Annotated in this window: 11 protein-coding genes; 6 read left to right on the forward strand and 5 right to left on the reverse strand. The window is 66.3% G+C overall.

The features are described from left to right. Positions 1-233: 233 nt before the first annotated feature. The 3 genes from G3O00_RS18690 to G3O00_RS18700 all read left to right on the forward strand — a co-directional run bounded on the left by G3O00_RS18690 (position 234) and on the right by G3O00_RS18700 (position 4,197). Positions 234-1,583: an aromatic acid/H+ symport family MFS transporter gene (locus G3O00_RS18690; protein WP_206143915.1), complete on the forward strand. Its 1,350-nt coding sequence runs from the start codon at positions 234-236 to the stop codon at positions 1,581-1,583. Between the two features lie 40 nt (positions 1,584-1,623). After that, positions 1,624-2,745 carry a porin gene (locus G3O00_RS18695; RefSeq protein ID WP_241025214.1) on the forward strand — a complete coding sequence of 374 codons (1,122 nt, stop codon included), beginning with the start codon at positions 1,624-1,626 and terminating at the stop codon, positions 2,743-2,745. A 348-nt stretch (positions 2,746-3,093) separates the two neighbouring features. Then, a complete protein-coding gene (locus G3O00_RS18700; RefSeq protein WP_206143916.1) occupies positions 3,094-4,197 on the forward strand; it encodes a PDDEXK nuclease domain-containing protein in 1,104 nt (367 codons plus the stop codon). A gap of 180 nt (positions 4,198-4,377) precedes the next feature. Here G3O00_RS18700 and G3O00_RS18705 read toward each other — a convergent pair whose 3' ends face one another. Continuing rightward, a complete protein-coding gene (locus G3O00_RS18705) occupies positions 4,378-5,166 on the reverse strand; it encodes an IclR family transcriptional regulator (RefSeq protein WP_206143917.1) in 789 nt (262 codons plus the stop codon). A 227-nt stretch (positions 5,167-5,393) separates the two neighbouring features. On the opposite strand from G3O00_RS18705, the gene pcaF reads away from it, so the two are divergent. Then, positions 5,394-6,596 (forward strand): 3-oxoadipyl-CoA thiolase, encoded by a 1,203-nt coding sequence (gene pcaF, locus G3O00_RS18710; protein WP_206143918.1) that lies wholly within the window; start codon positions 5,394-5,396, stop codon positions 6,594-6,596. Between the two features lie 89 nt (positions 6,597-6,685). Here the strand turns inward: pcaF and G3O00_RS18715 are convergent, their stop codons facing one another. The 3 genes from G3O00_RS18715 to G3O00_RS18725 all read right to left on the reverse strand — a co-directional run bounded on the left by G3O00_RS18715 (position 6,686) and on the right by G3O00_RS18725 (position 8,702). After that, positions 6,686-7,213, reverse strand: a complete 528-nt coding sequence (locus G3O00_RS18715) for a DUF523 domain-containing protein (RefSeq protein ID WP_206143919.1) — start codon at positions 7,211-7,213, stop codon at positions 6,686-6,688. A 74-nt stretch (positions 7,214-7,287) separates the two neighbouring features. Beyond that, the gene (locus G3O00_RS18720) at positions 7,288-7,848 is read right to left on the reverse strand and encodes an N-acetyltransferase (protein WP_206143920.1); all 561 of its coding nucleotides are present in this window, start codon (positions 7,846-7,848) and stop codon (positions 7,288-7,290) included. After that, the gene (locus tag G3O00_RS18725; RefSeq protein ID WP_174933299.1) at positions 7,845-8,702 is read right to left on the reverse strand and encodes a class I SAM-dependent methyltransferase; all 858 of its coding nucleotides are present in this window, start codon (positions 8,700-8,702) and stop codon (positions 7,845-7,847) included. The genes G3O00_RS18720 and G3O00_RS18725 overlap by 4 nt, the downstream gene beginning before the upstream one ends. A 324-nt stretch (positions 8,703-9,026) precedes the next feature. On the opposite strand from G3O00_RS18725, the gene G3O00_RS18730 reads away from it, so the two are divergent. Further along, positions 9,027-10,571, forward strand: a complete 1,545-nt coding sequence (locus G3O00_RS18730; RefSeq protein WP_206143921.1) for a PAS domain-containing methyl-accepting chemotaxis protein — start codon at positions 9,027-9,029, stop codon at positions 10,569-10,571. A 216-nt stretch (positions 10,572-10,787) separates the two neighbouring features. Here G3O00_RS18730 and G3O00_RS18735 read toward each other — a convergent pair whose 3' ends face one another. Beyond that, complete coding sequence (locus G3O00_RS18735) at positions 10,788-10,925, reverse strand: hypothetical protein (protein ID WP_167316032.1); 138 nt, start codon at positions 10,923-10,925, stop codon at positions 10,788-10,790. Between the two features lie 60 nt (positions 10,926-10,985). On the opposite strand from G3O00_RS18735, the gene G3O00_RS18740 reads away from it, so the two are divergent. After that, positions 10,986-11,549 (forward strand): PAS domain-containing protein (locus G3O00_RS18740; RefSeq protein ID WP_206143922.1); only part of this gene is annotated, 564 nt, incomplete at its 3' end.

The raw sequence follows: 11,549 nt of genomic DNA on the forward strand, positions 1-11,549 counted from the left end.
GCGGGCGCCGCCGATTCGTCGGAACAATCCGGCGATGTGCGGCGGCGCCCGGTTCGGCGATATCGAATGGAATTCGGAATTCGCAGTGCAAATGAATGATTGGAGTTGATCGGAACGATCGGCAACGGCCGCGGCAGACGGGCGTGCCGTATCGTCCGCCGCGCCCGATACGCGATGCACGGACCCGGCGCAGGAAGCCCGGCCCGTCAGGATAAAACGAAGGAGACACCCTCTTGCAACCCACCCCCGCATTCGACGTGCAGCGCTGGATCGACGCGCTGCCGTTCTCACGTTTCCAGTTGGCGATCGCCGTGCAGTGTTTCGCCGTGGTCGCGCTCGACGGGCTCGACACCGCGCTGATCGGCTTCGTCGTGCCCGCGTTGCGCAGCGACTGGCATGCCGGCACGACCGGCATCACGTTGCTGCTCGCGTCCGGGCTGGTCGGCCTCGCGGTCGGCGCGTTTTTCGCGGGGCCGCTCGGCGACCGGCTCGGCCGCAAGCGCCTGCTGGTCGGGTCGGTCCTGTCGTTCGGCCTGTTCAGCACGCTGTGCGCGGTCGCGCCGGAGATTCATTCGCTGACGGCGCTGCGTTTCCTGACCGGTGTCGGCCTGGGCGCGGCAATGCCGAATGCGATCGCGATGACGTCCGAGTACAGCCCGCGCGCCCGCCGTGCGCTGATCGTCACGACGATGTTCTGCGGCTTCACGTTCGGCTCCGCGGCGGCAGGGTTCATCGCCGCGCACGTGATTCCGCGTTACGGCTGGCATGCGATGTTCGTCATCGGCGGCGTGCTGCCGATCGCGCTCGGGCTCGTGATGCTCGCCGCGCTGCCCGAATCGATCCGCTTCCTGATCCATCGGCGCGCGCCGGCCGCGCAGGTCGCAGCCGTGCTGCGCCGCATGTCGCCCGATGCGCCGGACGGTGTGCAACGCTTCGTCGCGGACGAGCCGGCGAGCGTCGCGGCGCGCTCGCCGGTGTCGCAGCTGTTCGCGCGACCGCTGCGGTTCGGCACGCTCGCGCTGTGGTGTGCATTCTGGATGAACCTGCTGATCGTCTATCTCGTCACCAACTGGCTGCCAAGCCTGTTTCGCGAAGCGGGCTTCGATCTCGCACAGGCGGCGATCGTCACCGCGATGTTCCAGCTGGGCGGCACGGTCGGCGCGATCCTGCTCGGGCGCGCGATGGACCGCTTCAACGCGTATGCGGTGCTGGTGGCCGCCTATCTCGCCGGCGCGCTGTGCGTGTTCCTCGTCGCGTGGCGCTACGACGACCTGCCGTCGCTCTGCATCGGCATCTTCGGGATCGGCTTCGGCGTCGCCGGCTCGCAAACCGGGGCCAATGCGCTCGCGGCTGATTTCTATCCGACCGGCAGCCGCGTGACAGGTGTGAGCTGGGCGCTCGGTGTCGGCCGGCTCGGTGCGATCGCGGGCTCGTTCGTCGGCGCGCTGGTGATGGCGAGCGCGATGGAGTTGTCGGGTGTCTTCATGCTGCTGATCGCACCGATCGTCTGTGCCGCCGTCGCGATCGGCGCGATGGGGCTGCGTTACGCGCGTGCCGGCGGCTATGCGAAAGCCGTCGAATAAGCGCGAGCCGTCACATTCCCCATGCAACGAGGAGACACCGATGCAGACGTCGGCAAGCCGCCGCCGCGCGGCCATGATTTTCGCGGTATTGAATGCAGCGGCCGCAAGCACCGCTCATGCACAGAGCAGCGTGACGCTGTACGGCAGCCTGGATGCCGGCGTTGCGTACGTGAACAATCGCGCGGGCAGCCCGCAGGCCGCGATGCTGCAGGGCGTGATGCAGCCCGACCGCATCGGCTTCCTCGGCAATGAGGAACTGGGCGCCGGCTGGCGTGCGGTGTTCCGGCTCGAGAACGGCTTCGCGACCAACACGGGCGCGCTGATGCGCAGCGGCACGCTGTTCAACCGGCAGGCCTACGTCGGGCTGTCGTCGGAGCGGGCCGGCACGATCACGCTCGGCCAGCAGACCGCGTTCAACTACGACTGGCTCGCGCCGATGGGCAACGGCTTTCAGTCGTCGAACCTGCTCGCGGCCCACCCGGGCAACCTCGACGGGCTGGTCGAGACGACGTCGGCGCAGGAGAGCAACGTCGTGAAATACCGCTCGCCCGCGTTGTACGGGTTGAGGGTCGGGCTGCTGCTCGGGCTCGGCGGCGTGCCCGGCAATTTCTCGAGCGGACGCATCGCGGGAGCGGGCATCGATTACGTGAACGGATCGTTCGGGCTCGCCGCCGCGTACGTGAACGAGCACGACCGCGCGCTCGGCCCGATGCTTGGCGATACGACCGCGGGCCTCGGCCTGTCGACGTTCCAAGGGCGTCCGGCGCTGTCGTATGTGGCGGACAAGGTCGAGAACGCGGGCATCGGCGCGCGCTACGACTGGGGCACCGTGCGGCTGCACGCGCTGTACACGTATGTGAGGCTGAAGGCCGGCGCGCAGACGGATTCGTATCGCACGTTCGATGCGGGCGTCACGTGGCAGGCGACGCCGGCCAATGCGGTGGCGGGCGGGATGTCGACGACGTCGTTCATCGGCCGCCGCTATCTGTCGGCTTCGCTCGGCGACGTGTATGCGTTGTCGAAGCGCACTCAGGTGTACCTGCATGCGGTTGCGCAGCAGGCGACGGGGAGTGTGGCGGCGCGCGCCGCGATCTTCGCGATCGGTGCGTCGGGCACGCAGCGGCAACTCGCGATCGTGGCCGGGATTCATCATCTGTTTTGAGTGGGGGGGTGAGTTGCTTTGGAGGGCGGATATCCGGCATTCGCTCAACCGCTTGTTGCCCCCGCTCTGAAACTGTCTGTTCCACTTGCTGAGCATGCGGAACGTGACGTTGACGCACTCGCCGACGCGGCGTGAGGCGCGGCGAGCGCGTGCCGCTCAACCGCGTGACGGGCACGATGCCGGAGCAAACGAGCATGGTGCTCGGCGTGCGAGCGGTATGGTGTCCTACAGATGCAGCGCAATTTCGTTCGTGTCAGATAGACCGGGTCTTGTCCCGTCACTAAATTGTGATGCTCGGTCATCTCCGTGTTCCGCGGAGGTGACCGCATGGGCAACAGGACGCTATCGATGTCAACCGCGAAAAGAGCTGTCGTGCCGGCCGGCTATGCCGGCGTCCATAGTGGCATCGTCGAATTGCTCGAGGCCGCGCGCCATGCGGCGGCCCGCAAAGTCAATGCGCTGATGACGGCGAGTTATTGGGAAATTGGTCGCCGCATCGTGGAGGCCGAGCAGCAGGGGAGGCGGCGCGCAGGATACGGCGAGCAGTTGATCGAGCGGCTCGCGAGCGATCTCACCGGACGGTTCGGGCGCGGGTTCAGTCGCCAGAACTTGCAGCAGATGCGGTCGTTCTTTCTGACCTGGCCAATTCGCCAGACAGTGTCTGGCGAATCTTCCCCGGCACCGGTCCACCCGAGGCGGCTCGACGAACTGGCGCAGTGCTTCACGCTGCCGTGGTCGGCCTATGTGCGGCTGCTGTCGGTCAAGGACGACCAGGCCCGCCGGTTCTACGAGGCCGAAGCCCTGCGCGGTGGGTGGAGCGTGCGCCAGCTCGACAGGCAGGTCGGCAGCCAGTTCTACGAACGCACGGCGCTGTCCCGAGACAAGGCCGCGATGCTGGTCAAGGGCGAGAAACGCAAGCCGGCGGACACGGTCACGCCCGACGAGGCGATCAAAGACCCTTATGTGCTGGAGTTTCTGGACCTCAAGGACGAGTACTCGGAGTCCGACCTTGAGGGTGCGCTGATCGAGCGGCTGGAAGATCTCCTGATCGAGCTCGGCGAGGGGTTTGCCTTCGTCGGGCGTCAGCGCCGGTTGCGTATCGACCAGACCTGGTATCGGGTGGACTTGCTGTTCTTCCATCGCCGGCTGCGCTGTCTTGTCATCGTCGACTTGAAGCTCGGCAGCCTGACTCATGCGGACGTGGGCCAGATGCACCTGTATTGCAACTACGCGAAGGCGCACTGGACGCTTCCCGACGAGAACCCGCCGGTGGGTCTGATCCTCTGCGCCGACAAGGGGCACGCACTTGCGCGGTATGCGCTGGAGGGCTTGCCCACCAAGGTCATGGCAGCAAACTATCGAACCATGCTGCCGGATGCCGAGTGGTTGCAACGAGAATTGGAGAGCACACGGCGCATGCTGGAGTCTCGTGGCAGGCCGTTGCGACGATAGCGGCGCGTGCCGATACGGCTGGCCGCGTTGGCCGGGCGGAGGGTGTGGATCCGCATCGGAATGACATCTTTGCCGGTACGGTGCTGACGCCTGCTACCAGGCGGCGGTGCCGCGCCGCCCATCACGAAGCACCGGCGGGGCGGCAACGGCTTCATCGTCGCCGAGCGTGGCAGCTTGTACTTACCCCCGCCGCGCCACCAGCTCCGACACCGTTTGCGCGGCCTGCTGCAGCGGCCCGAGAAACTCCTTCACCATCTGCTTCGCGGTATGCCGCTGCGCGTTGCCGCTGATGTTCATCGCCGCGATGATCTGCCCACGCCGGTTGCGGATCGGCGCGGACAGCGACATCAGGCCCACTTCGAGCTCCTGATCGACCACGGCCCAGCCCTGCTGGCGCACCTGGGCGATCGCCGCCTTCAGTTCGTCGAGGTCGGTGATCGTGCGCGGCGTATGCGCACGGATGCCGCTTTGCGCGAGCGTTTCGTCGAGCGCGTCATCGTCGAGCGCGGACAGCAGCACGCGGCCCATCGACGTGCAGTACGCGGGCAGCCGGCTGCCGATCGACAGGTTGATCGTCATGATCTTGCGAGTCGGTACCCGCAGCACGTAGACGATCTCGGTGCGGTCGAGCACGGCCGCCGAGCAGCTTTCGTGAATCTGCGCGGACAACTGCTCCATCACGGGATCGGCGAGATTCCAGAACGGCATCGACGTGAGGTACGCGAAGCCGAGCTCGAGGATCTTCGGCGTGAGCCGGAACAGCCGGCCATCGGCCTCGACGTAGCCGAGCGTCTGCAGCGTGAGCAGGATCCGGCGCGCGCCCGCGCGCGTGAGCCCGGTGGCCGAGGCGACCTCGGTGAGTGTCTGCTCCGGACGGGCCGCGTCGAACGCGCGGATCACCGCGAGGCCGCGCGCGAACGACTGGACATAGGAGTCGCCGGGTTTCGTCTGAGTGTCTTCGGTTGTCATGAGCGATCGGAATATCGTGCAGCCGAGAAGATAGCGCATGGGGCCTGACACGCCAACCGCCCGGCGGACCGGGCGCTTGACAGGTCGTCCCCGCACTCCCTATGATGCGTTGAACGTTCGATACACGATCTTATGTTCGTATATAGAACATTTAAGCGCATCCCGGCGGGCAATGCAAGGGGCGCGCCCTGTTCATTCCCCAGCCTGTCCTGGGACCGGAGACACTGATGACCGAAGCTTTTCTGTGTGATGCGATCCGTACGCCGATCGGGCGCTACGGCGGTGCACTGTCCGGCGTGCGCGCCGACGATCTGGGCGCAGTGCCGCTCAAGGCGCTCGTCGAGCGCAACCGCGACGTCGACTGGACGGCGATCGACGACGTGATCTACGGCTGCGCGAACCAGGCCGGCGAGGACAACCGCAACGTCGCGCGCATGTCGGCGCTGCTCGCTGGGCTGCCGCAAGGCGTGCCGGGCTCGACGATCAACCGCCTGTGCGGTTCCGGGATGGATGCGGTCGGCGTGGCCGCGCGTGCGATCAAGTCCGGCGAGGCCGCGCTGATGGTCGCGGGCGGCGTCGAGAGCATGACGCGCGCACCGTTCGTGATGGGCAAGGCCGCGAGCGCGTTCGCGCGCCAGGCCGACATCTACGATACGACGATCGGCTGGCGCTTCATCAATCCGCTGATGAAACAGCTGCACGGTGTCGATTCGATGCCGGAGACGGCCGAGAACGTCGCGGTCGACTACAACATCAGCCGCGCCGACCAGGACCTGTTCGCGCTGCGCAGCCAGCAGAAGGCCGCGCGTGCGCAGCAGGACGGCACGCTCGCCGAGGAAGTCGTCGCGGTCACGATTCCGCAGAAGAAGGGCGATCCGGTGGTCGTGTCGCGTGACGAGCATCCGCGCGAGACGTCGCTCGAAACGCTGGCGAAGCTGAAGGGCGTCGTGCGCCCGGACGGCTCGGTGACGGCCGGCAATGCGTCGGGCGTCAACGACGGCGCTGCCGCGCTGCTGCTCGCGAACGAGGAAACCGCAAAGCGCTTCGGCCTGACGCCGCGCGCACGCGTACTCGGGATCGCGACGGCCGGCGTCGCGCCGCGCGTGATGGGCATCGGCCCCGCGCCGGCCACGCAGAAGCTGCTCGCGCGGCTCGGGATGACGATCGACCAGTTCGACGTGATCGAGCTGAACGAGGCATTCGCATCGCAAGGTCTCGCGGTGCTGCGCATGCTCGGCGTTGCCGATGACGATCCTCGCGTGAACCCGAACGGCGGCGCGATCGCACTGGGCCATCCGCTTGGCGCGTCGGGCGCGCGTCTCGTGACGACCGCGATGTACCAGCTGCATCGCACGAACGGCCGCTTCGCGCTGTGCACGATGTGCATCGGCGTCGGCCAGGGCATCGCAATCGCGATCGAGCGCGTCTGACCCGCGTCTCGGGGTGAAGCGGCCGCGTTACCGCTTCGCTCAATTCGAATCGATGCGCGGCACGAGAATCCTCGTGCCGCGCATCGTCGTTAACCGGCCTGCGACAACTGCTTGAGGCGCGCATCGAGCGCGTCGATCTCGGTGTCCGCGAACACTTCGATGCCATGCTCGCGCAGCAACGCCGCCGTGACACCGGCGCCCGCGTGCCGCCGGTTCTCGAAACTCCCGTCGTAAATGAACGTGCTGCCGCACGACGGACTGCCGTCGGCCAGGATCGCGAAGCGGCAGTCGTGCGTGCGCGCGAGGGCCAGCGCGGTATGCGCACCGGACACGAACGGTGCCGTCACGTCCGTTCCGTTCACGTCGACGATGCGCGCGGCGCCCGACAGCACCCGCTGCCCCGATTCGCCGCCGGCGATTTCGGCGGGTGGGCGCGGCACGCTGAAGCCGCCGGCCAGTTCGGGGCAGACGGGCACGAGACGTCCTTCGCGCTGCCACCGTTCGAGCGCCTCGTGTGCGGCGGTCTTGGCCGACCCGTTGTAACGGACCGGATGACCGACCACGCACATGCTGACGAGGATCTTCGGCATGGCGTGCGGCTGCGCTTCGTTCTGCAATTTCGCTCTCCGTGATGGCCGATGGCGGCAGTGGCAAAGCGGGAAATTCTACGCTTTGCCCGCGTGCCGGTGCGTCAGGCTGTCGGCCCTTCCAGATGAATGTCTTCCGGCTCGAGCGCGTACAGCGCCGGGTCGGGCGATGCGCTGACCGTGAAGCCGAGCCGCAGGTAGAAGTCGATCGTGCGCTCCGATGGTGTGGCCGACACATACAGGCGTGCGGCGCCCATCGCGCGCGCCTGCTCACGGGCCGCGCGGTAGAGCTGCTCGCCGAGCCCGCAGCCGCGCCAGTCGCGGCTCACGTGCAGGAACTTCAACTGCAGCATGTCGCTGTGCGGGCCGAGCGGCTGGCTGTCGACGACGACCGCCGCGACGAGCCGTGCGCCGTCGAACATGCCGACGCACCAGCCGCCGCGATCGTGGCAGTCGAGCAGGATCGGCGTGTAGTGCTCGGCTTCGCCGTCGGGCCAGCCTGCGACGTCATAAAAGTCGGGCACGAGCTGCAGCGTGCCGTCGCGCAGCACATACAGGTGTTCGATGATCTCGCGCCGGTCGATGGTCCACACGAGCGGCACTTCGTCGCGCGTGAGCAGGCGAGCGGAAAGTGCGTCGCGTTCGGCGGCGGTGCGGCGCGTCATGCGGCCTCCCGATGCGCGGCGATCGCGTACATCAGCGGCAGGCGCGGCATGCCGTCGGGCGGCACCATCCGGTGGCCGTCCAGCTCGCGCATGCCGTCGAAGCCCTTCCAGCCGTTCGCATACGGATATTCGGTCAGGCGGTCGATCGCGAGCCCGGCCGATACGAGTGCGTTCACGACCTCGCCGATGCCCCACATGAACTCGTAGCTCGGATGCGGGTTCGCGAAATCGACGACGCCCGGATGGTCGTGCTGTGCGCCGAGCCCCGTGCCGGAGGCGGCGACGTAATCGCCGACACCTGCCGGTTCCTCGGTCGCGTCGCCTTTGAAATAGTCGTAGTGCGGTTTCCAGTGCTCGTCGAAATACAGCGCGAACGGATGGAACTCGACCATCGCGAAACGGCCGCCCGGCGCGAGCAGCGCGGCGATCCCGCGCGCCCACGCGTTCAGGTCGGACAGCCAGCAGATCGCGCCGTACGACGTGAACACGCGATCGAAGCGCTCGCCACGCGCGGCGGCCTCGGGCATCCAGTCGAGCACGTCGGCGCGCTCGAAACACGCCGGCAGGCCCGCGTCGTTCGACAGTTGCCGTGCGAACGTGATCGCTTCGTCGGAAATGTCGACGCCCGTCGCATCCGCGCCGTCGCGCACGAGGCTCAGCGTGTCCTGCCCCGCGTTGCACTGCAGGTGCAGGAGCCGCAGCCCGCTGACGTCGCCGAGCAGTTCGCGCTCTTCCGGAAAGAGCGTCGAGCCGCCTTCACGGAAAAACGCGGCCTGATCGCCTTTATGGCTGTTATGCGCGACTGTCGCCGTATTCCAGGACAGCCGATTCAGTTCGTGCAATGCCTTTTTCATCGAATTCGAATGCCGATTGAATGGAGCAGGATAGACGGAATCGTTTCGCCGCGTGCAACGGCCGATGCCATAGGCGTGCCGTGCGATGTGGCTGGGCGGTGCGGCGTGACATGCGGATGAACCTACGCGGCGAATATTGCCGGATTATTTGATCGAAATCATGGCGGCCGCCGAATTGAATATTTTATGCGAAGAAAGGGTAAGGTTTTTCCCCAATATGCCGACAGTAAGATGAAGACCGTCGTAAAGCGATAAACCGTTTTTCGGCTACTGAGCGTGAAGTCAGCGCGACGCGGACGTCAGATCCGCTTTTCGGAGCCTTGCATGCGCAATAACCAGCCCGTTACCCAACAGGAATTCGATTTTCCCGACGACGTCACGCTGATGTCGACGACCGACGCGAACAGCATCATCACCTACGCCAACACGACGTTTGCGCAGGTGAGCGGCTTCACGAACGAGGAACTCGTCGGCCAGCCGCACAACGCGGTGCGCCACCCGGACATGCCGCGCGAAGCATTTGCCGACATGTGGGCGACGCTCAGGCGCGGCGAGCCGTGGACCGCGCTCGTGAAGAACCGCCGCAAGAACGGCGACCACTACTGGGTGCGTGCAAACGCGATTCCGGTGATGCGCAACGGCGAGCCGCAGGGCTACATGTCGGTGCGCACGAAGGCGCCGCACGACGAGAGCGAGGCCGCCGATGCGCTGTATCGCGCGTTTCGCGAAGGCAAGGCCGGCCAGCGCCGGTTCCACAAGGGGCTGGTGATCCGCACGGGGCTGCTGCGCATCGCGTCGCTATCGCAGACGATGTCGGTGCGTGCACGCGTGCATTCGGCGCTGTGCGTGCTCGCGCCGGCGGTCGTCGGCGCGGGCTGGGCATGCGGGCTGGCCGGCGGCGGGCTCGCGGCGTTTGCCGGCGTGACGGTCGGCGCGGCGGCAGCGGCCGGCCTGTGGCTCGATGCACAGATCGTGCGTCCGCTGAAGCGGCTGCACGACCAGGCGCTGAACGTCGCGACCGGTGAAAGCCGGCGCGGCGTGCGAATGAACCGCGTCGACGAGATCGGCATGACGCTGCGCACGATCAACCAGCTCGGGCTGATGTTCCGCTGGCTCGTCGACGACGTCAGCGAGCAGGTGCACAACGTGCAGCGCGCGAGCAACGAGATCGCGCAGGGCAACAACGACCTGAGCGCGCGCACCGAGCAGGCGGCGTCGAGCGTGCAGGAGACGGCCGCGTCGATGGCCGAGATGACGGCGACCGTCGACAGCAACGCGGAGACCGCGCTGCAGGCGAACCGGCTCGCGATGTCGGCCAGCGAGGCGGCCGGACGCGGCGGGCAGGCGGTGGGCGAGGTCGTCACGACGATGAGCGACATCACGGCCAGCTCGCGCAAGATCGCCGACATCATCGGTGTGATCGACGGCATCGCGTTCCAGACCAACATCCTGGCACTGAACGCGGCCGTGGAAGCGGCACGCGCAGGCGAACAGGGGCGCGGTTTCGCGGTCGTCGCGGGCGAGGTGCGGGCGCTCGCGCAGCGTAGCGCGAACGCGGCGAAGGAGATCAAGACGCTGATCGGCGCGAGCGTCGACCGCGTCGAGTCCGGCGCGCGGCGCGTGGACGAGGCGGGCAAGACGATGGAGGACATCGTCGCGCAGGTGAAGCGCGTATCGGACCTGATCGCGGAGATCAGCTCGTCGACGGCCGAGCAGAGCACCGGCGTGTCGCAGGTCGACCAGGCGGTCGTGCATCTGGACAACATCACGCAGCAGAACGCGGCACTGGTCGAGCAGAGTACGGCGGCGTCGGAGAGCCTGAAGCAGCAGGCGACGCGTCTCGTGGATGCGGTGAACGTGTTCCGGTGATCGCCGGGGCGCGCACGCAATGTGCGCGCCCGATCAATGCATCGGGATTGACGCGCGCAATGCGCGTTCAGTTTTTCCCATTCAATCGAAAATACGCCGAACAAGACATATTCGTATTCAAGATTTTGCGTTTATGGATTGAGCTGCTATTGGGAAAATTGCGCTTGATCATCAGACGAATGACCGTCAAAACGTTGCCCAGTATGGCGTTTAGTTTCATCCATAAACAGATTGTTCGGTAAAAACAAGATCATGCATTTCTAATGCATATTTTCCCGAATACACCATAATGTTTTCGTGGAATTTGCCGAAAGCGCAGGGGCCAGACCAACTCGCATGCGGATCGACCGTCATGCGCGGGTCTCGAATCAATCGACAAGCGGACGCAAGATCCGTTACCCGGAGCTCCACACCATGCGCAACAATCAGCCCGTCACGCAACGCGAATTCGATTTTCCCGATGACGCGACGCTGATGTCGACCACCGACACGAACAGCTACATCACCTACGCGAACGCGGCCTTCATCCAGGTCAGCGGATTTTCTCCCGAAGAGATCGAAGGCCAGCCGCACAACGTCGTGCGGCATCCGGACATGCCGAAAGAGGCGTTCGCCGACATGTGGGCGACGCTCAAGGGCGGCGAGCCGTGGACCGCGCTCGTGAAGAACCGCCGCAAGAACGGCGATCACTACTGGGTGCGCGCGAACGCGATTCCGGTGATGCGCAACGGCGAGCCGAAGGGCTACATGTCGGTGCGCACGAAGGCGACGCGCGACGAGATCGCGGCCGCGGAGGCGCTCTACAAGGAATTCCGCGAAGGGCGGGCCGGCAACCGGCATTTCCACAAGGGGCTGATCGTCCGCAAGGGCGTGGCCGGTTTCACGTCGCTGTTCCAGACGATGTCGGTGCGCGCGCGGCTCCATGCGTCGCTTTGCGTGCTCGCGCCGGTCGTGGTGGCCGGCGGCTGGGCGTGCGGG

Source organism: Burkholderia sp. Ac-20384 (genome assembly GCF_017104605.1).
GTDB lineage: Bacteria > Pseudomonadota > Gammaproteobacteria > Burkholderiales > Burkholderiaceae > Burkholderia > Burkholderia lata.

Bases quoted from the DNA above. Each gene is read 5' to 3' on its own strand.
- G3O00_RS18720 (WP_206143920.1), bottom strand. From the start codon at position 7,848: ATGACGCGCCGCACCGCCGCCGAACGCGACGCACTTTCCGCTCGCCTG.
- G3O00_RS18700 (WP_206143916.1), top strand. From the start codon at position 3,094: ATGTCAACCGCGAAAAGAGCTGTCGTGCCGGCCGGCTATGCCGGCGTC.
- G3O00_RS18705 (WP_206143917.1), bottom strand. From the start codon at position 5,166: ATGACAACCGAAGACACTCAGACGAAACCCGGCGACTCCTATGTCCAG.
- G3O00_RS18730 (WP_206143921.1), top strand. From the start codon at position 9,027: ATGCGCAATAACCAGCCCGTTACCCAACAGGAATTCGATTTTCCCGAC.
- pcaF (WP_206143918.1), top strand. From the start codon at position 5,394: ATGACCGAAGCTTTTCTGTGTGATGCGATCCGTACGCCGATCGGGCGC.
- G3O00_RS18695 (WP_241025214.1), top strand. From the start codon at position 1,624: ATGCAGACGTCGGCAAGCCGCCGCCGCGCGGCCATGATTTTCGCGGTA.
- G3O00_RS18735 (WP_167316032.1), bottom strand. From the start codon at position 10,925: ATGACGGTCGATCCGCATGCGAGTTGGTCTGGCCCCTGCGCTTTCGGC.
- G3O00_RS18725 (WP_174933299.1), bottom strand. From the start codon at position 8,702: ATGAAAAAGGCATTGCACGAACTGAATCGGCTGTCCTGGAATACGGCG.